The organism is Paraburkholderia mimosarum LMG 23256 = NBRC 106338, assembly GCF_000739815.1.
GTDB lineage: Bacteria > Pseudomonadota > Gammaproteobacteria > Burkholderiales > Burkholderiaceae > Paraburkholderia > Paraburkholderia mimosarum.
Window position 1 is genome coordinate 46,749 of record NZ_BBJJ01000013.1, and the last position, 24,604, is coordinate 71,352.

Sequence of the window (24,604 nt, forward strand, 5' to 3'; positions counted from 1 at the left end):
GTCAATAAACATGCGCACTTCGTTTCCCGATGCGGTCTGCTGGTTCGACGGCATGCCGTTGCTGCCGCAGCATTTCCAGACACAGGCCCTGCACGCCGCGGGGCACGCGGCGCTGCTCGCCGGCGCCGCTCGCGCGCTTTACTGGGGCGTGCTCTCGCTCGAACATGACGCCGCGGGGCTCGCGCAGGGGCTCGTGCGCATCAGCGCGCTCGAAGCGATTCTGGCCGACGGTCTCGCCATTCGCCACACGCCGAGCGACCCCGTGCTCGAGATCGACGTGAGCCGCGCGTTCAGCGAGCCTGACAGGGAGGTCACGATCTATCTCGCGGTGCCGCCGCTTTATCGCGGGGGTCAGCTCGATCCTCAGGCCGGGCGATACACGCAGCGCGAAAGCCCGGACGTGCCCGATCTCGTCTCGGGCGGCGAGCCCGCCTCGATCACGACATGGTCGCCGCGCCTGCATTTGATGACCGATCTCGGGCGCCACGAATTCGATCGCTTGCCGCTCCTGCGCGTGAGGCAACAGGGCGGCGGCGTGGCGATTGCGGACTATGCGCCGCCTTGCCCGTTCGTGCGCGCCGATTCGGTGCTCGGCCAGCGCGTGATGCGCCTCGTGATGCGCGTGCGCGAAAAGTGCGTTTTCCTGGCCGGGCGTCTGCAGGCGGCGCAGCGCGCCGAAGAGCGCGACGATGCCGCGCAGATCGAGCGCCAGCTTTGTGCGCTCTGGAGCCGCCTGCCGGAAGTGGAGGCGACGCTCGTCTCCGGCATCGCGCATCCTGCCGAGCTTTATCGCGTCGTCGCGGGCATGACGGGCGCGCTCGCGGCGCTGCGCCCGGCGCGCGGCGTGCCCGTATTCGCGACGTTCGATTACATGGCGCTGCTCGCGTCGTTCGATCCGCTTCTCGCGTGGGCGGACGAAGCGCTTTCGACGATACGTCAGGGCTATCGCGTGCGCGCCTTCACGGAGGAGGGCGGCAGCTTCTGGATCGCGCCGCCGTTCGAAAGCGGCGGCAGCGTGGCGCGTGAACTGGTGATCGGTTTGCGCATGCCCCCCGACGCCGGCGAGCACGACGCCAGCGTGTGGCTCGATCATGCCGTCGTCGCGTCGCGCCCCTACATGCCGACGCTCACGCGCCAGCGCATGCGCGGCCTCGCGCGCCGGCGCCTCGCGCGCGAGGAGCGCGCCGCTTACGCCACGGGCGACGACACGACGCTCTTCGCGGTGGCCGTGGAGGACGCGTGGTTCGATCGCGCGCAGCCGTTATGCATCGAAGTCCGCACGACGGTGCCGGGGCGTGCGCCCTGGGCCGTGCAGCTTTTCACGCCGACCGGCGACGCGGCGGACGACCCTCGCAACGCGGGAGCCGACCATGCTTGACGCCGGCGACAACAGCGACGAGCGCCTGCCCCTCATGCGCGCGTTCGTCGTGGCATTCGCGTTTGCGGAGAACGCGCGCACGCGCGTGGTCGCGCAGGCCGCGAGCGCCGCGAATCCACAGACGCCCGCCGATGCGCAGCGCGAGGCCGATGCGCTCGCCACGCAGTTGCAGTCCGCCACGCGCAAGCTCGCGCGCGATGCGATGGCATGGACCGGCGCGGCCGGCGAAGCCGACGTCGCCGCGGCGCAGTACGCCTACGTCGCGCTGCTCGACGAGCTGTTGCTCTTTTCGGCGTGGACGGGCGCCAGCGCTTGGGAAACGTACCCGCTCGAAGCGCGCATCTTCAGCACGCGCGCGGCGGGCGAGCGCATTCCAGCCGCCATCGAAAGCCTGCTCGCGCGGCGCGATCCTTCGCAACGCGACCTCGCGAACGTCTACCTCGCCTGTCTCACGCTGGGGTTTCGCGGCCGCTTGCGCGGCGAGGCCGGGGCCTTGCGTCACGACCAGTTGCGTCACGCACTGTTTGCGTTCGCCATGCAGCGCGATCCCGAGCCCGACCGCCTTGGCGCTCCGCTCGAACTCGCCGCGCTCGCCCCGCGCGAGACGCGTCCGCTCACGCAGATGTTTCCGGACCGCGCGCGGCTGGCGCTGTTCGTCGGCATCGGCTTCGCCGCGCTGCTGGGGGTATCGCAACTGCTGTGGCTCTACGCGACGGCGCCCGTGCGGCCTTCGCTCACGCAGTTCGAAACGGTGTCGATGGCCGCGGGGCGTCCGGCGAACGTAGGCCATACGAGCACCTCGGGCGTCGTGCTGCCGCGCGCGCGAACGACGCGGCTGCTGCGGCCGCGGACCCCGGCCGCCGACACGCGGCCCGCAACGCAAACGTTGGATGCCGCTACGGCGCAGACCGTATCGGCAACGCCGGGCTCGAACCCGGGCGCCGCGCTCCCCGCCCGGCGCATCGTCATGGTGAGCGCGCAGGACGCCAACGAAGCCGACGCTGCCAACGAAGCCGGCGAGGCTCAGGCGCTACGCGGAGCGCGGCCATGACGACCACGCTCGTAGTTGTCCTTATCGTCCTCATCGCGCTGTTGATCGTGGGGATCGTGGCCGCGCTCGTCGTGCGCTGGGTGCGCGGGCGAGACGAACGCAGGCCGCTGCGCAATTTCACCGCCATGATCCGCACGGCGCACGCCACGATGGGCGTGCGCGATCCGTACTCGGTGCCGCGCGTGCTCGCCACGGGCACACCGGCGGCGCTCGACGCCCTGGCGAAGAGCTGGCGCCTCGCGCCCGTTGGCGAGCCCGGCTGGTTCGGCAGGATCTGGCATGACGCGGAAGGCATCCTGATTGCCGAGCCGGGCGACTCGCTCGGCGTGCGGGCCGCCGCGGAACGCCGCCGCGGCGCGACGGGCGGGCGCTTGTTGCGCGGGCTGCTGCGCAACCGGGCGGGGAGGCCGCTCGACGCACTCGTGTGGGTGATTGCGCTCGATACGCTCATCGATTACGGCGACGCTGGAGACAAGAGCGGCGGCATAAACGGCGACACAAGCGGCGGCACAAGCGGCGACATAAGCGGTGACGTGAGCGGCGAGAAACTGCGCGCGGACATCGACACGGCGCTAGAAGCCTCGCGCACGGTGCTCGCGCTGCAACGCCAGCTGGGGCAGATGCTGCCGCTCTACATCGTGGTGACGGGCTGCGACGCGCTGCCGGGCTTCGATGCGCTCTCGGCGCGGTTGCGCCGCGAGCGCATCGAGACGCCGCTTGGCTGGGCTTCGCCGTATGCGCTGCGGCGCACGTTCGAGCCCGCGTGGGTGGACGAGGCGTTCGCCGACATGAGCCGCGCGCTGGCCGCGACCGTCACCGAGATGGGCACGCTCGACGGTTCGCTGGACAGCGACGTGTTCCTGTTGCCGCGGCGCCTCGACGCCCTGCGCGAGCCGCTGCGCGAACATGTCGAGCCCACCTTGCGCGGCGGCGCCGACGGCACGGCGCCGCTCTTGCGCGGCATCTGGTGCGTGGGCGCGGTGCCGCAAGGCGGGGCGCGCGACGAGCCCGGCATGCCGCCCGCAAAAGAACCGCGCGGCGCGGCGCCGGCCTTCGCGTCGCGTCTTTGGCATGACGTGGTCATGCCGGGGCAGGGCCTTGCCATCGCGATTCCGCGCGTGCTCGCGTTGCGTATGCGGCGTTACCGCTTCGCGACCTATGCCGCCATCGCACTGGGCATTTTCTGGTGCGTGGGTCTCGGCGTGACCACCTGGCACGTGCGCAGCGATGCGCGGGTGCTCGCGGGCAGCTATGACGCGCTCGCGCTCGCGAGCGTCGCATGGCACGAAGCGGGCGCAAGCGACAACGAAGCGGCCGCGGCGCGCGCGCTGGGCAGCGCGGCCGACGCCTTCGTCCGGGTGCCGCGCTGGCAGCTCGCCACGCCGCTCATGCCGCTTTCGTATTTCGGCTTGCGGCGCAGGCTCGACGACGCGCAATACCACGTGCTGAGCGGGCTCGTGTTCACGCCGCTGCGCGCGCGCCTCGTGAGCCGTCTCGCCGACCTGAACTGCGACACGGGCCCGCAGGCATCCGCCGACGACGTCAGCCTCGCTGGGACCGCGCGGCGGCCCCAGGATCTGCCCGCGTACACGCAAGGCACGCAGCTCGTCGCGAACGCGGCGCAGACCGAGCGGCTGATCGCCAATTACAACGAGCTCGTGCTGCGCGACGCGGGCAACACCGTCATGCTGGCGCAGCTCATGCGCGGCGCGGTGGGCGTGAGCTTCTCGCCCGATCATGTGGCCGACCGCGCGGGGCTCGACGAAGCCGTGCGCGAGACGGGCGTGGAAGGCGGTCAGCTGCCGTTCGACGGCACCGAGGCACGCGCGGCGCACGCGCGCGCCAGCGTCTGCTTCGAGGAAACCTTCGACCGCTGGTTCGACGACATTTATCAGGATTCCTCGCTTACGACGAACGCTGCGCAGATCCAGGCGATGCTCGCCGATCTCAAGGCGCCCGGCGCCGTGCCGTCCACCGCGTCCCTCTCCGGGCTGGCCACGCGCATCGATACGCTCGCGACCCAGGTCGACACCGCCGACCACGGCTGGGCGGGCACCCACGGTCAGGAGCTCGTGCCCGGACTCACCGCGACTTTCGATACCGCAAAAGGCCTGCGTCTGATCGGCGCGACGCCGGTTGCCAGTGTGCTCGACCACGAGCAGAACGCGCAGAGCGCGTTCGCGGCGCGCTGGCTCGCGAGTGGCAATCTGCCGGGCGTGCTCGCATCCAGTCCCGCCACGGGGCTGCAACTCGCGCAGGATCTGCTGCCGCTGCGTGACGCGCTGCGCACGCTGCTCGGGCAGCCGTTCGTGGCGGGCGAAGGGGGCGGCAACGCGGAGATCCGCAGCGTGGACGCGGACGCGGTCCAACGCGCGCTCGCGGTTCTCCCCGCGTACAAGCAATACGCGGCCGGACCGCTCGCCCAGGCACCCGAGGCGTGGCGTGGCGCGCTGCTGGCCGCGGCGGGCAATGCGACCGTGCACAGCATGGTGGCCGCGCTCTCGGTGCCGAATCGGGCCGCGGCAACGGCGGATCCCGGCCGCGCGCGCGACATCGCGTACGCGCCGCAAACGCTGGCCGCGCCCTTCGACACGCTGCGCAAGAACGCGCTCGACCTGGTGGAAGCGTTCGATTCGCTCGGCCGGCCGGATCTCGCCCAGGCGGTCGCGCTGCGCGTGAGCGACGCCGCGCTCGACGTGCTGCGCTCGACCGATGTCCAGTTGCAATCGCTCGAACCGTTCCAGCCGATGCGCGGCGACTTCTCGGGCTGGAACGGCAGCCCGGGAGGATCGATGCGTGCGTTCGGGGCCGCAACGCCAGAGGCGCTGCAAACCTACCTCGCGGCGCAGGCGAGCGCGGTGGCGGACACCGCGGCAGGCGCGGCAAGCGCGATCGACTGGCTCACCACGCAGAACCCGCCGCTCTCGACTGCGGACGCGCGACTCGTCGCGCGCTGGAAAGCGCTCTTCGCGGATCTCGCGCAGTATCGCGCGCGCAGCCCGGCGAGCGCGCTGGTGGCCGTGCCTTCGATCATCTCCAACCAGCTCGACAAGATGGACCTCGACACGTGCAGCGCTTCGCTCGCGCAGGTAGAGGTGCCGGGATCGGGCGATATCGTCGCGAGCGCGGGTACGCGGCTCGTTTCGTCCGCGCGCGAGCGGTGCTACCGGCTCCAGATCGGCACCGGCGGCGAGGCATACGAGCAATTGCGCAGCTATTTCGAGCGCTACCTCGCGGGGCGCTTTCCGTTCTCCGCGGATGCGAACGCGCAGGCCGCCGACCTGCGGCAGACGGCGACCTTCGTCGCGCTGCTCGATGCGAAGCTTGCCGACGCGCAACGCGGCATGAGCGCCGCCGCGGCGAGCGGCGGCCCGCACGCCGGCGCGCAGCAGTTTCTCGCGAGACTCGCACGCGCGAAGCCGTGGCTCGATGCCCTGGTGGCGCGCGGCGCCGATGGTGCGCTCGTGGGCGTCGACGTGGCAGTGGACTGGCGCATCGATCGGGCCGACGAAGCCGGGGCGGACCAGGTGATCCAGTGGTCGCTCGCGAGCGGCAGCCAGACGCTTGCGTGGCCGGCGGCGGCCGGTGCGCCGCTGCGCTGGGCGCCGGGCCAGCCGGCCGCGCTGAGCTTGCGGTGGGCAAAGGACGGCCCCTGGCGGCCGATGCAGGACGCTTCGCAGCCCACGCTTTCGGTAGACGGCGAGGCGGCCACGTGGGCGGCCAACGACACATGGGCGCTGTTGCGGCTCGTGCGCTTGCATGCGGTGCCCGAAGACGGGGTGGACGGCAGCGCGGGCAACGCGCGCATGCTGCTGTCCGTGCCGGTTCGCGACCGCAATGGCGCCACGCAGACCGCGCGCATGTTCATGCGCCTCGGCATGACGGGCGCGTCCAAAACCGCGCTCTCATGGCCCGACCTGCCGTACTCGGCGCCGGGCGGCAGCCTGTACTCGCCGCCTGCAGTGACCTACGGACCCTGGCCGTCGAACCCACAGGCGGGGCGTGGATGAAGCCGGCATTCGATATCGAAGCGCTCGTTCAACCGATTCCCGGTGGCGCACCGGCCGGAGTCTCGCTGCTGCACGACCCGGCATTCGACGCCATCAAGGCGGCGCGCCGCGAGGACGATCCGGCACTGCCAGCCGGCATCTGGCAAACCACGCTCAAGGTGGCCGACTGGCCCGCCGTGGAGGCAGGTTGCCGCGAACTCCTGATACGGCGCAGCAAGGATCTCACGCTGGCGGCGTGGCTGGGCGAAAGCTGGCTGCATCGATATGGATGTGCCGCGCTGCCTGCATGCTTCGAACTGCTAAGCGAACTGTGCGAACGCTATTGGGACGACATCCACCCATTGCCTCGTGACGGCGACATGGGCTTTCGTGCCGCGCCGCTCGCATGGGTCGCGGAGCAGTTTCCCGTCCTGCTCCGCGGGCGTATCGCCTTGTGCGCGGGACCGGAAGGATCGGCGTTGACGCTCACGCGCTGGCAAGTCGCGCAGCGCGAAGCGATTGCCTTGAAGGACCGCAAGGATGTTCCGGCCGCGAGGCGGGAGGCGGCCGCGCGCGAGGCGCAGGAACTGGCGCAGGCCGCGCACGCTGCTGCGCCCGCCGAGCTGCGCGACGGGCTGCGCGCGATCGCGGCGGCCCGTGCGCCCATCGCGCAACTCGACGCCTGGTGCACGCCGCGGCTCGGCGCAGAGGCGCCGGGATTCGGCACGCTGATGGAGACGCTCGACCGGTTGGAGAGCGTGTTGCGCGAGTGGCTCACGGGGCACCCGAAGCAGGAGGAGGCGGTGATGGTTGATAGCGCAACGGTTGGGGAGCCAGCGATGATCGATCGCGCACCGCTCGAAGTGACGCCGCCCGGCGACGCAGCCGAGCCGCCCGCCGCGAGGAAGCCGAATGTGCCGCAGTCGCGCGAGGAGGCGTATCGGCTGCTGGCGGTGGTCGCGGATTATCTGATGCGCTATGAACCGCACAGCCCCGTGCCGTACATGCTCAAGCGCGCGCTCGACTGGGGCGGCAAGCCGCTGCCGGAGCTGCTGGCCGAACTCATGGCGGGAGAACGCGGCAGGGCATTGGGAACGGCATTGGGTCTGCTGCCCGAGAGTGGGCCCAAGCAGTAGGGGGGTGTTAAGGACCGCTGCTTCAGGCCCGCAACTTGCGCAGGCAATCCGTACTTTCCAATGGCATGTGCGAGTGGAGTCGTATGATGAATGACGAGCAGAGGACGAGGATCGGAACCGTGGCGGGCAAGCTAGTCCAGGAAATCATGACAACGGGCCTCACCTGGGATGAGGCCGTTGCCGTGTTCGGCCTGGCCGCGAAGGCCACCGCACAGGCTGCCGCACGCATGGGAGCCGGCACGCCGGTACAGTGCGTCACGCTGGCGCGCGTGCGCTTTGAGGACGCCTTCGCACAGGACGTTCGGGTCGTCGTTGCGGTGACCGGCGCCCCGCCGGAAGACGACTCCGCAGACACGTCGCACGCTGCGAGCGCGCACGGACGCCACGCCGCGAACGCGCATTGATCGCCAGCGCGCTTCGATCACTGTTTGCCGGGCTGCGGATGCAACCGACTCGCGTATCGCCGGCCCCGATAGCCTCGGCCCAGGTGGCTTGCGAGGCGACCATCGATACCGCCACGAGACAGGCCTCAACCGGTATGACGAAGCACCTGATATTTACGATTTTCTCCGTGGAAGATAAGGGATGCTAAATGTTCTGCAACTTCGCTGCTCGTGGCGCACGCATCCGCTTTGAAGATAGGCAGGTCGAGTAGCCTTTGCAAGCCTTCACCAAAACTTGGGATCTGCTCCCGGGGCGCGAATCACCTAATCGATACCTGGCTGGCGTGATCGGAATCCGGCGTCTCGACACGCTGCCGAGCACCACGCTGGGGTGCAGAGCGACGCTGAAGGGATGCCGTTGCGCACCACAACCGTGCCGTGCCGCGCCGACGTGCAGCGATATCGACGTCGGCGGCAGGCAAAGCGCAGTGGCATGGCACTTGCATTGTATTGCGCTAAGGCGAATCGATGGCGATTCGCTCTTCGTACTGAGCGACCTGAATACCGAATCGCCCGGCAACGGGCCTGGGCAACGGCGCCCTGCGCAACCGGTTGAGACCGGACGCGCAGGGCGCCGTTCGAGTTTTCATGGACACCCCATGCCAATCAGGGCGACTCGCATCTTTCTCTTCGGTCGGCGCACCGCGCCAGCCGTGCGCTTGAGCGCCGATCACAACGTTCGCGAACCCGCGCGATGGAACGGACAACATGGGCAATAAGTTCACCACCTTCGAATTGAGCTGCATTTGCGCGCTAACCTTAGCTGCGCTTGCGATCGCCGCCCGGACCGTGGTGCTCGTTCACCGGGAAAACGACGACGGCCCTCGCTTCCAGGAAATGCGACTTGCGCTGCACGTCGCTTTGAGCATGGTATTGGCGATGACTGTCGATGTCGGGATCGATCCGGCATTCGTGTGGCTCCAGCAAACACTCCCGCATGACGGTACGCTGGCAAATCGTGTGATTGCTGCGGTGCTTACTGGTTTGGGATGCGTTGTAGTCGTCATTGTCGTTCCATGGGGCATGGTTGCCTTCCAACGGTCGCGGCGCGATGTGTCGACAGCCCGCAGGGCCACCAGCGAATTGATCGATCGCCTCCGCGCCGGATGCAAGGAACCGGCCGTCGATGTGAGGTTCGATCGAACCTGGCATGCCGAATAGTCCGCAATAAGAAGCGGGTCGAGAATCACGGTAGCGTTGCGGTGGGCTGCCCAAAGGGCAACGTCTGCAGCGCAAGACCGAATGAGTCACAGAGCCGTTGCGGACCACACGCCGACGGGCACCGACGACGACTTCCGGGCGACAACGGCCATCGGGCGCGGCGGCCCAGCCAACGCCGGATCGCCGCCTTCTTCGCTCAGGCAGCGAAATCCGTCGACCTGGACAGATCCTTCCACGCTTCCGTCTCCTGCGCTACATAGGCATTTTTCGCAGCGATGGCAGCCAGTGTGTCGGTGCCAAGCGCAAGCCGCAACGGCGGGTTCGACGCGTCGACGAGCGTGATCAATGCGGCTGCAAGCTTCCTGGGGTCGCCGGGCTGGTTGTGGTTCATCTGCACGGCCTTGCGGCGCACCGCGCCCGAGGTCTCGTCATAATCGACGATCACTTCCGGCGCAACGGCCAGCGAAGACGCATCAAGAAAGTCGGTACGAAAATACCCCGGCTCGACAACGGTCGCTTGAATGCCCAGTGGTTTCAGCTCGGCATGCAACGCTTCGGTAATGCCTTCGACAGCGAACTTGGTAGATGAGTACACGCCAAATCCCGCCGCGGCCCGATAGCCGCCGATCGATGAAATATTGACCACGTGGCCCGAGCGATTTGCGCGCATCGTCGGCAGTACGGCGCGCGTAACGTTTAGTAATCCGAATATATTGGTGTCGTACATCCGACGGACGTCCTTGTCGGAAGATTCTTCCACCGCACCCAGCAGACCGAAGCCCGCGTTGTTGACCAGCACGTCGATGCGTCCGAATTTTTCAACCGCCGCTTGCACCGCCGCCTTTGCCTCGGCTTCATTCGCCACGTCCAGCGCAACGGGGAGCAATGCGGATGACTCGCCGAGACGCTCGGCGATGGCGCGGACATTGCGTCCGGCGGCCACGACCGCGTTGCCGTCCGCGAGCGCTGCTTCTGCAATCAATGCGCCGATGCCTCTCGATGCGCCGGTGATGAACCATACGCGCGTGAAGCCGCCTTGTTGAATGTCAGCCATGATCTCTCTCCTGGGGTGATTAGGTGATGCCATGGTACGCATGACGATTGACGCAGAATAGCCGTATATTACTGGCGTGATAATCAACCTTTATTTGCGAATCAGGGGCCCGGAAAATGAACGGAGTTCGCGCGATCACCGTTTTCGTCCGTGCCGCGGCGCTGGGAAGCCTGCGAGCCGCGGCGGTCGATCAAGGCATCTCGCCGCAGGCCGCAAGCCATGCGGTGATGCAACTGGAAAAAGAACTAGGCGTGCGGCTTTTCCATCGGACAACCCGCAAACTGAGCCTCACCGAAGAGGGCCAACGACTACTCGATAGCGTGGAGCCGGCGCTCGCCATGCTCTCGTCTGCGCTCGACGAGGCCCGGCGTTCGAAAGAAGACGTGGCCGGCATGCTGCGCGTCAGCGCCCCGCGCGCACTCGGGCTTCCGGTCTTGTGGCCGTACTTCGAGGAATTCCAGAAGCTTTATCAGAACGTGCAACTCGAAGTGCAATTCGACGATCAATTCACGGATCTCGTGACCGATCGCGCCGACGTCGGATTTCGCGGTGGACCGCCGCCTTCGGGCGGCTCGATCGCACGCCGGCTCGTGCCGATTCAGCTGATCGTTTGCGCATCGCCGGACTATATCGAGCGCAACGGCGCGCCGCGGACCATCGAAGATCTCGCTCGACATCGCTGCACCGGATACCGGCGGGCAAACACGGGCAAGCTCGCGCAGTGGCAGTTCCGTATCGGCGATGAGATCGCTTATCGCGACGTGCCGGCCGCCATCTGCGTGAACGATACGGAGCTGGAGACCCAGGCTGTGCTCTCGGGCCTTGGCATCGGCCAGTTGGGCAGCTTCAACGCCACGACTCATATCAGAAGCGGGCGGCTCGTTCCGCTGCTGTTGCAGCACGTTACTGAATACGGCACGATCTACATCTACTATAAGCACCGAACCGAACAATCGCTGCGCGTGAAGACGTTCATCGACTTTATGGTCGAGCGCATGGCCGGCAACCGACGCTTTTTTCTCGATCCGTCCGAGCTTCGCGCTGCACAGCACCCGCAACGCAGACGTACTTCGAGACGAGCCTGATTCTCCCGGTCTGCCCGGAAGCGAACTGCTGGACACTGCGGAATTGATCGAACGATTTGCCCGGGCCGGGCAGCGCCATCACTGTCGGGGCCATCGGCGTGGCAGCGCAACCGGCGAGCGCGACCATACAAGTTGGCATGTCATTTCGTCCCGGCCGGCTTCGCGGGCACCTCTACCCAACCGCTCGAACATCCCTTGATGTAGGGATAATATTTCTTCGTCGCCGGGCAGTACCACCACGAGCCTGCCGGCGGACTCTCCTGTGCCTTTTCAACATAGGCCGTCGTCTGCGATGGCTGGATCGATTGGACGACGACGGGAGATGGCGCTGCGTAGAACATCGGCGCGGGCGCCATCATGACCGGGGGCGGTACCCCTACCAACACCCCGACGCTCGTATGCGCTCCTGCACTGCCGCACAAGCATGCGGCGATAATTGCCTAAAAAAGTATCACTATCCTCAATCGCACAGCAGTTTTCCTTTCAATGAAGCGGATATAGTCTTGAATCGGCGCACAACGGCTAGTGCTTACACACAGGAACGCGAAGGATCCCTAACTTGATGACGTAATAGCGCCACTGAAGTAAGCACAGCACATCGCCGATGTCCTGCACCCGCGTCGCGTTACGCAAGACGCACCAGGGCTGAAAAGTTTTCCCTATAGCGCACTTCGACGTCCAATCAACCTTCCTGATAAATCGAACGATACGAGGCGAGGCGCGACGCTTTCGTTGCGCCGGAAACCGATGAATCGAATTTCACTGCGTTCGAGCTGCTGAACGCCTGCTGTCGAGCCGCCAGGCTTGCCAAAGTCACGTGGATGTCCGCAGGACTGCGCGAATCGCCATCGATGCGTTCGTAGTCCGCCTGCTGCAGTTTCACGATGGCTTTGCGCGCCAGATCACGCACCAAAGGACCGTTGTCCTCTGCGAATTTGACAGTGGAAAGAGGGAGGACTGACACGACCGTGAAAACGGGCATGAACGCGTTCGCCATGATTATCTTCCAATTTTTGGCGTCGGAAACAATGACGCGGATTATCTGAAAACGACCTGGAGAAACTGTGAATCTCTCTGCCTATGGTCTTGAGGATCGCAATCTTCTTATCCGTGTATTTCAAACCGCTTACATGAATTCATTGTTTCCGGATACGCAACGTCCGTCGCCAGAAAGTGCAGGAGCCGACGTCGCTGTGCCCTGGCGGGAAAGACCTGCGCTACGCCTCGACGCCGCCCGCGGTATCGCGGGCGTTCGCCGATACGCTCGTTGCGCCGGCTAACGAAAGACTGCGACGCGGCGGTCCGCCCGAAGCCGCGCCAAGCCCATTGGGGAGGCCACCCTGCGGTGCATGGACCAGAACCGTTCGTGGGGTCGACAAAGGGATGTCCGCGGCGCGTAGCCGCTTCAGGATGGCGAACAGGAGTTCACTTTTGGTGTCGGCGGCGATCCTGGGACTCCTCACATGCCCCGTGACCGTGAGCGTGATGCCTTCGGGCGTCAACTGACTGAACATGACGGACGGCGCCGGATGCGCGAGAACCGAGGGGTGATCCCTGTACGCATCGAGAAGAATGTCGCGGACCTGCTCCGGGTCGACGTCGAGAGCGAACGTGAGCACAAGCGAGGCGATACCCTGCGTGGTATTTCCCATCGTGACGTTGCGCACGTTCTGCGAGATGAGCTGTGAGTTCGGCACGATCACGGTCGACTTGTCTGCCAGCTGGATCTGGGTGGCACGCACACTAATGCGTCGGATGTCCCCCTCGATGCCGGCGATACTGATCATGTCGCCCACCTTCACCGGCCGCTCAGCGAGCAGGATGAGTCCGGAGATGAAGTTCTTCACGATCTCCTGCAGACCGAAACCGATTCCCACCGACAACGCACTGACTATCCATGCAAGGTTGTGCCATCTGACGCCTAGCACGGACAAGGACTGCAGCACGACGAGCACGTAACCGATGTTCGCAAACAACGTGAGCAATGACGCCCGCATGCCGGGGCTCATTTCCGTCTTGGGCAGCAACTCCCTGTCGAACCATTTGCGAACGGACCGCACCAGATAGATTCCGACGCCGGCTGTAAGCAGCGCGCTGAAGATGTGAGCGGGGACGATATTGAGCGCACGCAGCCGGTCGCCGCCCAGCACCTCGAGAATGCTGGAGATGAGGTCCGCGGGCGTGGTTCCGAGACCGCCCGTTAGCAGCGCAATGACTGCGGCGACGATGAGTGCGCTTCGGAATATCCCGGTAAGCATCGTCGAAATCTGTGCAAGATGAGCATTCCCGAGGCCAAACAGATGCTTGATCGTATTGCCGCTTGCATGCGCCGGAGAAAAGAGGCTTTCGCATACATCGCGCGTAAGCATCACGAGAAAATAGAGGCTGCACAGGACGATGTCGAACCACACGAGTTCGTAGGTCAGGAAACGCGCAACGGAAATGTACCCGAAGACCAATGCCGCCAGGGCGCCCACTACGACCACGCAGACGGCCGCATGAATCAGGCCCGCAAGTGTCGACCGACCTTCTGGCGAATTTCCGGCCGCGGCCAGTGCGGTACGTACCCGGTTGGCATGAAGCAACGAAGCGCCGATGGCCAGCGCGACGATCAGCGCGACGAGACCGCGAGTGAAAATCGTGAGCTGAAGGCTGGTGTCGACGGCTCGGTTGATTTGCTCTATCGCCCCCGAAAACAGCAGCAGCGCGGCCAACGTCCGTGGAAAAGACCTGAGCGCCTGCGCAACCGGATCGGCGATGGCAGGCAGGCGCCAGGTAGGATGCTCCGTACACAGGAACGCCCTGCCAAGCGCAAGGACCAACGCGCAATTGACGATGTGCTTGACAAGCTCGTCAGTGAAGGTCTGAAGGGCGGGCGACAAGCCGTGTTGACTGCCAGTGGCCACGCTGACGAGGTGTATCGCAACCATCGTGGTCGCAAGCGTCGCGAACACCGTCGATATTGCGAAGGCACTGCGCCGCAGCCGTCCTTCCGGCAGACGTCGAATGCAAACCCATCCTGTTGTTCGTTCGAGAAGGCTGGCACCAACCGTTGCGCAGGCCAGCGCGGCCAGCAGAAGGACCGTCGTGGCGAGGAAGCGTCCCGGTCGCCACATCGATTGCATCTGCTTTTCGACCTGCATCCCAAACGCTCGGAGGTTCTGATAGTCAGCCGCTTCCGGGTGAACCATGGGCGCCCAGAACGCAGCGCTCAAAATGCTGTCGGTGCGAAGCGCCAGTTGGTCTTTCAGATGTTCGTGGAGCAGTCGTCCGATCTGTGCGTCGACGTTGGCCAGATCGCCTTTGATGCCTTGCGCCTGCCTGACTTGCGCGTCAAGCCGCGTTTGCTGCGCGGTCAGGACGTCGCGTTGCTGGGCGACCGCGGGTGTTTCCGGCCTTGCACCGGCGACGGGCGCCGCGCCGAGCACATCGAGCTGCGCGTGCGTCCGTTCGAGCTCGGGCTGCAGCGAGGTTGCGACCAGTCTGTCGACGTCGTCGACTATGCGCCGGCTCAGCGAATCCAGTTCGATCAGTTCGGCATCACCGGTTGCCGTTGACGCCCGCTGCCTGATCGCGTCTTCCCTGGCCTGAAGCGCATTGAGTGCTTCCCCGGCGTCGGAACCGACGCCGGCGATGCGCGAAGCGTAGCCACCGTCCGCCCCTGCAGGCGGATTGCCCGCCGAGTATGCAACGGCCGGTACGAGGCCCCACAACGCAAGGACGATGAGGCGGAAAGTGACCAGAAGGACTTGTCGCATGGCTCGGGCAGGGGGGAGACGCGCAAAACGTCATCGCCATCCCTCATGGTGCAGCAGGCGCCATCCACCGATGTGCCTATGCGTGTAGCGGAAGAGACGTTCGCTGTCCGGTCTAGAAAAATGACGACTATATCATAAGTGATAATTAGACATAAATGTGGCAGACGCGCGACAGGTATGCGTCGACGCCGGGCGCAGTAACGGCTCGTCGGTTGGTTGACGAAAGAGTCAACTGCAGGCCGCGAGTGTCGTGAGCATTCGCGCAGGACGTCGCGGCCGCGAGCAGCTTAGATCAGCTCCTATTGGGGGAGTTGCGCAAGCGGTGTCGAGGGACGTGTCGGCAGTTTAGGGAGCTGTGTCGGCAACTGTGATGGAAGCTGGGTCTGAGCTTGAGACCGTTGCGAACCTGCACGCAGCCCATCGTCTCGTTCGTTGGCAAGATGGAAACAAACAATTGCGATCAGCCATTCAAGGTCTGCGGCGCATATACTTTCCGCCGTCACCTCATCCATCAGGTGCCGGATTCTTATTGTTCAGAGAAGGAGTACTTATGGAAAAGCAATTCATCGCGAGGATCGATAAAGCAAGACCAGAAAGCGCTCACCAGATCGTACAGGCCGCGCTTCGCAGTGCTGCTACGGCATCCACGCCCAATGGCGCCATCGACCTGCTTGGCGAGGCCCTGCTGGAACTGGAGCGCCTGCTTGCACTGAATAGCGAGCAGATGCACTGAACCTCATCGGCTGACGTGTCACCGGGAACAGATGCAACACTCCAGTGAGGGATCAATGAGGAAGTCACTTGCCGCGCTGCTCCTGCCGATCATGGTCCATGCCAATGCGGCTACCGATGCGTCAATCGAGACCATAGTCGTGGGCGCTCCGGCCGCTGATTCGAACGGTGGTTTCATGGTACTGGCGTCGGCGGATCAGAAATGTCGCTACTACGGCGACGTTTGGGAAAGGTCGCGGGAACCCCGCGGCCTCGTTGAGCAGATCAAGGCGATGCCGCGTGGCGGGAAGATTTACGAATGGGTGGCTGTCGTCAGGTATTCTGCATGCGTGCAGCCGGACGGTACGGAATTCAGCAAGCCCGTTTCACTGGTTTCACCGGCTGGCAAGCGCTTCCATATCGGGGATAGTGCCGTGCTGCGAGCGGCAACGCACGCCGCGGAAGCGAGTGGAACAGACCATAGTTGACGTTGTAAGCAATAGTGATGTTAATATCACATATGCGGATTGCCGATGTATCGCCGCTGTCCCGATGCGGTGTCCGAAAATGCGGGGTGATGACGGCAGGGTAAAGTCAGCGCATGCGAGTCAAGCCATTTTGCGGCGCCGCTCGCGTGCCAATCAGATCTTTAAACGCCGAAAGGTCATACCTATGACTGTCTACCATCGCCAATCATTGTTCTGGGGAGCCGTTGCGCTATCGGCTGGCGTCCTGCTATGGATCCTGCGTCCCGTCCTTACGCCGTTTCTGCTCGGTGCCATGATTGCGTACGTTTTGCAGCCAGGCGTCGAGTGGCTCGTACGTCATCGCGTACCCCGCGGTCTCGCGGCGTTCGTCATGATTTCCCTGTTCGCGTCGCTTGTTCTGCTGTTTGTTTTGCTGGTATTCGTGGTCATCCAGAGAGAAGGGCCCGAGCTGGCAAGACAGGCGCCTTCGTTGGCGACCAAACTTGACGCGACGCTGAAGCCCCGGCTGGCTTTCCTGGGAATCCACTATTCGCTCGATCTGGCGAGTGTCCGCGACGCATTGACGGCGCGACTGATCTCGGGCGAGCATGGCGCTGCCCTCGCTGTGTGGGAGTACTTGCGCACGAGCGGCAATATGATGATCAGCCTCGTGGGCAATGCGGTGCTGGTGCCGGTCGTTCTTTTCTATCTGCTGTACGACAGGCACGAGGCGCTCGAGCGCATGGAGAGCTTTGTGCCGCGGCGCTGGCTTGGAAAAACTCGCCACTTCGTTGCGGAGATCGACCAGATGCTGGCGCAATATCTCCGCGGGCAACTGCTCGTCGTCGTGATACTTGCGGTGTTTTACCCCATCGCGCTGACGATAGCCGGGCTGGACATCGCGCTGCCCGTCGGCCTTCTCACCGCACTTGCCGTGTTCGTGCCGTATATCGGATTCTCGACCGCGCTGGTTCTTGCGCTGCTCGCCGCGTTTCTGCAATTCGGGAACTGGTACGGCTTCGCAGCGGTGGCCGTCGTATATGGAATCGGACAGATACTCGAGAGTGTCGTTCTGACACCCAGGCTCGTTGGCGAGCGTATCGGCCTGCATCCGCTGGCGGTCATTTTCTCGTTGCTGGCGTTTGGGCAACTGTTCGGTTTCTTCGGCGTGCTGCTCGCGCTGCCTGTCAGTGCCATCGTTGTTTCTGCGTTGCGGGAACTACGGCGGGGCTATCTGGCAAGTGCGCTTTACCAGGACTGATCGTTTCCAGATCAGCGCGGATGAGGCCCGATTGCCTGAGCGGGCCCGTGGCGCCTCGCCCCAGGCCGCCATATCCCTTCAGATGCGCGCGGTTTGAGCGGGCACAGGGAGTGGACGGCGAGCAATCTTTTCGGCCTCCGCGCGCTTGATGCCGAACGCCTGCAACACGATGGCCGCCGTGCTCTCGGCAAACTTTTCGTGCCTGGATCGAAGGGCCTTTCGTGCGCGAACCGCGCGCTTTGAAGAGCCGGAGAGGTGAAGCTCGGCGGCGACTCCCGCGGCGACAGTGCCGATCACGGAAAAGACACACATCAGTTCGTCCGCGACGATGAAGCGTCGTTCCGAAATTCCTCTCTTCGTATCCCGCAGCAGCCGCTGCCCCAGCCCCCTGCTCAGTGCGCGCGTGGACAGCCCTTCGCGGATCAGGAGTTGCCCCCAAACGGGCTCCCGGTAGGCGCGCAAAAGCGTATGACGCACCGACACGGCAACCGCTTCGGCCGGGTCCGGCAACCCCGCGGCGAGGCGATCGAGCGTACTGGCGAATTCCTCGAACAGCCATTCGACAAGCGCGGTGAAGATCCCTTCCTTCGAGTCGAAGTAGTTGTAGAAGGACCCGAATCCCACGTCGGCGGCGTTCGTGATCTCGGTGATCGTGACGCCGTCCATTCCCTTCTGTGCCACCAGTTCGAACGCGGCATCGAGCAGCCGGAGCCGCGTTTCGAGCTTGCGTCTGGCCACGCGCGGCGATCGCGTTGCGACGGGTTCGCGGCCCGGACTCGATGGACTGGACCCCTTCAACGGTTGCCGACGGCTCGCGCGCGAACTCGGGACGTTGGGCATGTTAGCTCCTCCTTTGTATCCTCAGATTGTAGATTCAAATCTCATAGTTGACAACATCATCAGGAATGGGTCTAATGTCACCCGCGCGGCGATGGAAGCGGAAACGGGCGGGACCGAGGGGTAGAGAACGCGTCTCCGGGACGTTGTAGCTGCCCAGCGCCCAAGTCCGCAAACGTCGTGCAGATGTGCGCGCGTGCATCAGCGAATGCGCCTGTCAAATGGTGCGGATCCGCTTTGAGGCGCGTGTTGCTTACCCGATGCGATGGCCTTTCAAAGAAGCATGCGCCGCCGTTCCATCGGGTCATCCTTTTCCACCCGAATTCATCACCTGCCTTGTGTGAACATCGTGAAACATTCCGGTCTTGTCGCGCTGAAACGAGTGCGCTCCCTGTTACCTTCCTTCTTTCCATCCACACGCAAGGCGACCGTCGTCGTCGCCGCGTGCAGCGCCATCGTCCTTAGTGCATGCCACCACCGCGACGTAGCGGTCGCCGAGGTCAAGCCCGTCGTCGCGCTGGCGGTTCATCCGGATGGGCGCGTCGACAGCACCTCGCTGCCCGCGCAGGTGCAGGCGCGTTATTCCACGCCTCTGTCGTTCCGGGTGGGCGGCAAGGTCATCGAGCGGCGAGTGCGTATCGGCGATACGGTCAAGGCGGGACAGACGGTTGCGTTGCTCGACCCGACAGATCTGCAGAACAACCTCGTCAATGCGCGCGCGCAACTCGACGCCGCCGAGCATCGCCTCGTCTTCGCCAAGCAGCAGCTCGACCGCGATGAGGCGCAGGCGCGCGCAAACCTGATTGCGCCTGCGCAGCTGGAGCAAACTCAGGACGCCTACGCTTCCGCACTCGCGCAGCGCACTTCCGCGCTCGCCCAGATGGCGCTCGCGACGGATCACCTGCGCTACGCCACGCTTACCGCGGACCACGACGGCGTCATCACATCGGAGGATGCGGATACCGGCCAGAACGTTCAGGCAACCCAGGCCGTGTATCACCTCGACTGGACCGGCGACGTCGATATCGTTTGCGATGCGCCCGAAAGGACCGTGGCCTCGCTGGCCGTCGGCAGCAAGGCGCGCGTCACCTTGCCCGCGCTGCCAGGCAAGACGTTCGAAGCGCAGGTGCGCGAGGTGTCGGCGGCGGCCGACGCGCAAAGCCGCACGTGGCGTGTGAAGCTCACGCTCACTTCGCCGGGCGCCGACGTGCGTCTTGGCATGACCGCGAATGTCGCATTCAGCGCGGCCGACAATCTCGCTGCCGGCGGCCAGGTCTTTACGCTGCCGGTGACGGCGCTCTTTCACAAGGGTGAGAATCCGGCCGTGTGGGTCGTGCGTAAGGGCAGCGACACGCTCGAGTTGCGCCCCGTCACGATCGAGCGATACGACGAGCGCACGGTCTCGCTCAGTTCGGGACTGCGCGATGGCGACCGCGTGATCCTGCAGGGCGTGCATGCCGTGAGTTCCGGGCAGCAAGTGCAGGTGGTGCCTCCGCTGCATCCGGAGGGCTCGGTATGAACGCGCGCGACGAAGAAAACGCGCTCGAACGCGCGCCGGCGAACGCTTCTGGCGAGGAACGCGCGAGCGGTACGGGCTTCAACCTCTCCGCGTGGGCGCTGGCACACCAGCAGCTCGTGATTTTCCTGATCGGGCTGGCCACGCTTTTCGGCGTAATTGGCTATACGAAGCTTGCGCAGTCGGAAGACCCGCCGTTCACGTTCCGCACGATGGTGATCAAGACGTACTGGCCGGGCGCGACCGCCCGCGAAGTGCAGGAACAGATCACGGACCGGATCGGCCGCCAGCTGCAGGCGGCGCCGTATGTCGACAACATCAAGAGCTACTCGCGTCCCGGCGAGTCGATGATCTTCTTCGCGATGAAGGACTCGGCGCCCGTCAAGGATGTGCCCGAGACCTGGTACCAGGTTCGCAAGAAGGTGGGCGATATCCGCGCGACGCTTCCCGTGGGCACGGCAGGACCGTTCTTCAACGATGAGTTCGGTGACGTCTACACGAACATCTACGCGCTAGAAGGCGACGGCTTCACGCCCGCGCAACTGCACGACTACGCGGACCAGCTGCGTACGGTTCTGCTGCGCGTGCCGGGCGTTGCCAAGGTCGATTACTTCGGCGACCCTGATCAGCATGTCTTCGTCGAGATTTCGAATGCGCAGCTCACGCGTCTTTCGATCACGCCTCAGCAGCTCGCCCAGGCAATCGACGCGCAGAACGCCGTCGCGCCCGTCGGCACCATCACGACGGCGGACGACCGCGTATTCGTGCGTCCGAGCGGCGCCTTCAAGGACGAGCGCGCGCTTGCGGACACGCTGATCACCGTGAACAAGCGCTCGTTCCGTCTTGGCGACATTGCCACCATCAAGCGCGGCTATGACGATCCGCCCGTGACGCAAGTGCGCGTTGGCGGCCAGGCGGTGCTTGGCATCGGCGTGACGATGCAAAAGGGCGGCGATGTCATCGATCTCGGCAAGGCGCTCGACGCGAAGACTGCCGAACTACAGGCAACGCTGCCCGCGGGTCTGAAGCTTGTCGCCGTTTCGAGCATGCCGCACGCGGTCAAGCACTCGGTGGACGATTTCGTCGAGGCGGTTGGTGAAGCGGTGGCGATCGTGCTGGTCGTGAGCCTCGTTTCGCTCGGCCTGCGCACGGGCATGGTGGTTGTGATCACGATCCCGATGGTGCTCGCCGTGACCGCGCTGTGCATGCATATCTTCGGTATCGGGCTGGACAAGGTCTCCCTCGGTACGCTCGTGCTGGCGCTCGGCCTGCTCGTCGACGACGCGATCATTGCCGTCGAGATGATGGCGGTGAAGCTGGAGCAGGGCTGGAGCCGCATGCGCGCGGCGGCGTTTGCGTATTCGAGCACGGCATTTCCGATGCTGACCGGAACGCTTGTGACCGTCTCGGGCTTCCTGCCCATCGCGCTGGCGAAATCGAGCACGGGGGAGTACACGCGCTCGATCTTCGAGGTGTCGGCCATCGCGCTGATCGTCTCGTGGTTCGCGGCGGTCGTACTGGTGCCGCTGCTCGGCTTTCACCTGCTGCCCGAGCGGAAGGTTCACGCTGGAGCCGGACACGACCATGAGCATGCGGTGTACAACACGGGCTTCTACCGACGCCTGTCGGGCTGGGTCACGTGGTGCATCGAGCGGCGCGGGGTGGTGCTTGGCGTGACTTGCGGGCTGTTCGCGCTCGCCATGGTTGCGTTCACGCGCGTGCCGCAGCAGTTCTTCCCGAACTCCGAACGTCCCGAACTGCTGGTCGACATCAGGCTGCCGGAAGGCGCCTCGTTCGAGGCGACGCTGCGTGAATCGAAGCGGCTCGAGAAGGTCCTCGACGGCAAGGCCGGCATCGACCACTACGTCGACTTCGTCGGCACGGGTGCGCCGCGCTTCTATCTCCCGCTCGATCAGCAGCTCCAGCAGCCCAATTTCGCGCAGTTCGTGATCACGGCGAAAGACGTCGAAACGCGCGAGGAACTGATGCACTGGCTCGACGCGAAACTGGAGAAGGACTTTTCCGGTGCCCGCACACGGGTGGCGCGACTCGAAAACGGTCCGCCCGTGGGCTTTCCGATCAAGTTCCGCGTGAGCGGCGACGATATCGCTACGGTGCGATCGATCGCGGATACGGTCGCGGAGAAAGTGCGTGCCGATTCGCGCACGCGCAACGTCCAGTTCGACTGGGACGAGCCGGCCGAACGCTCGATCTCGTTCGAGATCGACCAGAACCGCGCGCGCCAGCTTGGCGTCACCTCAGCGGACGTGTCGAGCTTCCTCGCCATGACGCTGTCCGGCTACACCGTCACGCAGTACCGCGAGCGCGACAAGCTGATCAACGTCGATCTGCGTGCGCCGAAGAGCGAGCGCGTCGATCCCGCCAAGCTCACGAGCCTTGCGATGCCGACACCGAACGGCCCGGTTCCGCTCGGCTCGCTCGGACATGTGCGCGACACGCTCGAGTACGGCGTGATCTGGGAGCGCGATCGCCAGCCGACCATCACCGTGCAGGCCGACGTGCGCGGCGACGCGCAGGGCATCGACGTGACGCACGACATCGAGAACGCACTCACGGCGGTGCGCGCGAAGCTGCCTGTGGGCTACCGGATCGAGGTGGGAGGCGCGGTCGAGGAGAGCGTGAAGGGCCAGACGTCGATCAACGCCGAAATGCCGCTGATGATCATTGCGGTGCTGACGCTGCTGATGATCCAGCTGAAGAACTTCGCGCGCACCTTCATCGTGGTGCTCACCGCACCGCTGGGTCTGATCGGCGTGGTGACGGCGCTCCTGTTGTTCGGCAAGCCGTTTGGCTTCGTCGCGTTGCTTGGCGTGATCGCGATGTTCGGCATCATCATGCGCAATTCCGTGATCCTGGTGGACCAGATCGACCAGGACATCGCGGCGGGGCACGCGCGCTTCGACGCCATCATCGGCGCCACGGTGCGGCGCTTCAGGCCGATCATGCTGACGGCCGCCGCCGCCGTGCTCGCGCTGATTCCGCTGCTGCGCTCGGGCTTCTTCGGGCCGATGGCGACTGCGCTGATGGGCGGCATCACCGTCGCCACGTTGTTGACGGTGTTCTTCCTGCCGGCGCTCTACGCGACCTGCTTCAGGGTCCGCAGTGACGAGCGCGGCGAGCAACCGGTCATCGTCGAGCATACGGAGGGTTGATCATGAGTTTTCCTTACAAAATATCCATGCTTGCGGTGGCTGCGGCGCTCACCATGGCGGCATGCTCGTTCGGGCCCAGCGGCGAGCCGCCTGCGATGCCGTCTCCCGAGCATTACGGTTCGCAGGCGCAGCCTGCGAAGACGGTGGCAGCGGGTGGCGTGGCGCAGACCTTCGATGTCGGCGCCACGGCGGGGCCGCAATGGTGGCAGCTCTACCACTGCGCCGCGCTGGACGCACTCGTCGACGAAGGACTGCGCAACAGCCCGACGCTCGCGGCTACCCAGCGTACGCTCGCATCGGCGCAGGAGCAGTTGCGCGCACAGATCGGCTCATCGACGCTGCCATCGATCGATGGCACCGCGCAGGTCCAGCGCGCCCGCTCACCGGTCGCGCCCCAGCTCGGTCTGCCCGAGCAGGTGCAATACAACTTCTTTGCCGGGCAGCTGCAGGCGCATTACACGTTCGACCTGTTCGGCCAGACGCGCTATGCGAACTCCGCGAGCGCGGCCCGTGTGAACGTGCAGGCGTTCGAACTGGTAGCGTCGCGCCGTGCGCTCGCTGCAAACATCGTGGCCGCCACGATCAACGCGGCGGCCCTCGATCGGGAGATTGCGCTCACCGAGCGGCTCGTCGCCGTGTCGAACGATGCGGCGAACGAAGACGCGCAGCGCTACGCGCTCGGCGCGGTCTCGCGAGCCCAGGCGTTCGAGTCGAAACAGGACGCGGCTTCCATCGCGGCGACGTTGCCCGCGCTGCGTCAGCAACGCGCGACTGCGGTTCATGCACTCGCGGTGCTGATCGGCCGTACACCGGACAATGCCCCGAGCGTGCCGGATCTGGACAGCCTGTCGCTGCCCGAGCACGTGCCCGTCGCCGTGCCTTCGGACCTGTTGCGCTCGCGGCCGGACATCCAGGCAGCGGACGCCGCCGTCAAGGCCGCAGCCGCCGACGTGGGCGAGGCGACGGCGCAGCTCTTCCCGAGCCTCTCGCTGACGGGCGCGATGGGTCGCGGCGGCTTCAGCTGGCCGGCAGTGGTTTCGGGTGCGGGCGGGCTGTGGGCCATCGGGGCCAGCCTCTCGCAGCCGATCTTCCATGGCGGCGCGCTGTTCGCGCAGCGCCGCGCCTCGATCGACGCATACGACGCCGCCGTGCTGCACTACAAGGCGACCGTGCTGTCCGCGTTCCAGGACGTGGCGAATTCGCTCGCCGCGCTGGATAACGACGCACAGACTCTCGCGTCGAGCGAAGTCGCCGCCGATGCCGCGCGTACGGCTTTCGACGACACCGCGTCGCGCCATCGCCTGGGCTCGCTGCCTTCGGCGGCGACGCACGCCAGCGAGTCGCGCTACCTGAACGCACAGATCGCTGAGGCGCGCGCCGCTGGGCAGCGCATGGGCGATACGGCGGCGCTCTTCCAGGCGATGGGAGAACTGCCCGAGGCTCAGCAAGCGAGCGCATCGACCGCAAAAACCGGGCGCTCGTAAAACGCGAGGGCAAATCCGGCAGGACCGCCCTCGCCTTTCAGCAGTGGTTCGAGCCACGTCGATAGCCGTTGGACACACATCGATCGCCGGCCCGGTCCGC

The 24,604-nt window shown here is 65.2% G+C and carries 17 protein-coding genes; 13 read left to right on the plus strand and 4 right to left on the minus strand.

Annotated features, from left to right (window positions below):
- The first annotated feature begins 10 nt into the window (after positions 1–10).
- The 6 genes from tssK to BMI01S_RS12535 all read left to right on the plus strand — a co-directional run bounded on the left by tssK (position 11) and on the right by BMI01S_RS12535 (position 9,158).
- The gene (tssK, locus tag BMI01S_RS12510) at positions 11–1,378 is read left to right on the plus strand and encodes a type VI secretion system baseplate subunit TssK (protein ID WP_042289368.1); all 1,368 of its coding nucleotides are present in this window, start codon (positions 11–13) and stop codon (positions 1,376–1,378) included.
- On the plus strand, positions 1,371–2,429 hold the full coding sequence (locus BMI01S_RS38080; RefSeq protein WP_051381401.1) for a DotU family type IV/VI secretion system protein: 1,059 nt from the start codon (positions 1,371–1,373) through the stop codon (positions 2,427–2,429). The genes tssK and BMI01S_RS38080 overlap by 8 nt, the downstream gene beginning before the upstream one ends.
- Complete coding sequence (locus BMI01S_RS12520; protein ID WP_028230806.1) at positions 2,426–6,439, plus strand: type VI secretion system protein; 4,014 nt, start codon at positions 2,426–2,428, stop codon at positions 6,437–6,439. Before BMI01S_RS38080 ends, BMI01S_RS12520 begins: the two co-directional genes overlap by 4 nt.
- Positions 6,436–7,554, plus strand: a complete 1,119-nt coding sequence (gene tssA, locus BMI01S_RS12525; RefSeq protein ID WP_028230807.1) for a type VI secretion system protein TssA — start codon at positions 6,436–6,438, stop codon at positions 7,552–7,554. Before BMI01S_RS12520 ends, tssA begins: the two co-directional genes overlap by 4 nt.
- Before the next feature lie 119 nt (positions 7,555–7,673).
- Positions 7,674–7,958 (plus strand): hypothetical protein, encoded by a 285-nt coding sequence (locus tag BMI01S_RS12530; protein ID WP_154671226.1) that lies wholly within the window; start codon positions 7,674–7,676, stop codon positions 7,956–7,958.
- A 747-nt stretch (positions 7,959–8,705) separates the two neighbouring features.
- Positions 8,706–9,158, plus strand: a complete 453-nt coding sequence (locus tag BMI01S_RS12535) for a hypothetical protein (protein WP_028212603.1) — start codon at positions 8,706–8,708, stop codon at positions 9,156–9,158.
- A 196-nt stretch (positions 9,159–9,354) separates the two neighbouring features.
- On the opposite strand, the gene BMI01S_RS12540 is transcribed toward BMI01S_RS12535, so the two are convergent.
- The gene (locus BMI01S_RS12540; protein ID WP_036044848.1) at positions 9,355–10,212 is read right to left on the minus strand and encodes an oxidoreductase; all 858 of its coding nucleotides are present in this window, start codon (positions 10,210–10,212) and stop codon (positions 9,355–9,357) included.
- Between the two features lie 116 nt (positions 10,213–10,328).
- On the opposite strand from BMI01S_RS12540, the gene BMI01S_RS12545 reads away from it, so the two are divergent.
- Positions 10,329–11,297 carry a LysR family transcriptional regulator gene (locus tag BMI01S_RS12545; protein WP_028230808.1) on the plus strand — a complete coding sequence of 323 codons (969 nt, stop codon included), beginning with the start codon at positions 10,329–10,331 and terminating at the stop codon, positions 11,295–11,297.
- Positions 11,298–11,979: 682 nt separating this feature from the next.
- Here the strand turns inward: BMI01S_RS12545 and BMI01S_RS12550 are convergent.
- Positions 11,980–12,294 carry a hypothetical protein gene (locus tag BMI01S_RS12550; RefSeq protein ID WP_036019321.1) on the minus strand — a complete coding sequence of 105 codons (315 nt, stop codon included), beginning with the start codon at positions 12,292–12,294 and terminating at the stop codon, positions 11,980–11,982.
- A 220-nt stretch (positions 12,295–12,514) separates the two neighbouring features.
- A complete protein-coding gene (locus BMI01S_RS12555) occupies positions 12,515–14,725 on the minus strand; it encodes a DUF3772 domain-containing protein (protein WP_409372314.1) in 2,211 nt (736 codons plus the stop codon).
- An 880-nt stretch (positions 14,726–15,605) separates the two neighbouring features.
- Here BMI01S_RS12555 and BMI01S_RS12560 point away from each other — a divergent pair.
- The 3 genes from BMI01S_RS12560 to BMI01S_RS12570 all read left to right on the plus strand — a co-directional run bounded on the left by BMI01S_RS12560 (position 15,606) and on the right by BMI01S_RS12570 (position 17,494).
- Positions 15,606–15,788, plus strand: coding sequence for a hypothetical protein (locus BMI01S_RS12560; RefSeq protein ID WP_028212606.1), 183 nt, complete (start codon positions 15,606–15,608; stop codon positions 15,786–15,788).
- 55 nt (positions 15,789–15,843) lie between these two features.
- On the plus strand, positions 15,844–16,254 hold the full coding sequence (locus BMI01S_RS12565; protein WP_028230810.1) for a hypothetical protein: 411 nt from the start codon (positions 15,844–15,846) through the stop codon (positions 16,252–16,254).
- Between the two features lie 184 nt (positions 16,255–16,438).
- On the plus strand, positions 16,439–17,494 hold the full coding sequence (locus tag BMI01S_RS12570; RefSeq protein ID WP_028230811.1) for an AI-2E family transporter: 1,056 nt from the start codon (positions 16,439–16,441) through the stop codon (positions 17,492–17,494).
- Between the two features lie 78 nt (positions 17,495–17,572).
- On the opposite strand, the gene BMI01S_RS12575 is transcribed toward BMI01S_RS12570, so the two are convergent.
- Positions 17,573–18,334 (minus strand): TetR/AcrR family transcriptional regulator, encoded by a 762-nt coding sequence (locus BMI01S_RS12575; RefSeq protein WP_028230812.1) that lies wholly within the window; start codon positions 18,332–18,334, stop codon positions 17,573–17,575.
- A 379-nt stretch (positions 18,335–18,713) separates the two neighbouring features.
- Between BMI01S_RS12575 and BMI01S_RS12580 the strand changes: the two genes are divergently transcribed.
- Genes BMI01S_RS12580 through BMI01S_RS12590 form a run of 3 tightly spaced genes read left to right on the plus strand, consistent with a single transcriptional unit; the run spans position 18,714 to position 24,504 of the window.
- On the plus strand, positions 18,714–19,850 hold the full coding sequence (locus tag BMI01S_RS12580) for an efflux RND transporter periplasmic adaptor subunit (RefSeq protein ID WP_028230813.1): 1,137 nt from the start codon (positions 18,714–18,716) through the stop codon (positions 19,848–19,850).
- Entirely contained in the window at positions 19,847–23,020 is a 3,174-nt protein-coding gene (locus BMI01S_RS12585; RefSeq protein WP_028230814.1) for an efflux RND transporter permease subunit, read from the plus strand. The genes BMI01S_RS12580 and BMI01S_RS12585 overlap by 4 nt, the downstream gene beginning before the upstream one ends.
- Before the next feature lie 2 nt (positions 23,021–23,022).
- Positions 23,023–24,504 carry an efflux transporter outer membrane subunit gene (locus BMI01S_RS12590; RefSeq protein WP_028230815.1) on the plus strand — a complete coding sequence of 494 codons (1,482 nt, stop codon included), beginning with the start codon at positions 23,023–23,025 and terminating at the stop codon, positions 24,502–24,504.
- The last annotated feature ends 100 nt before the right edge of the window (positions 24,505–24,604 follow it).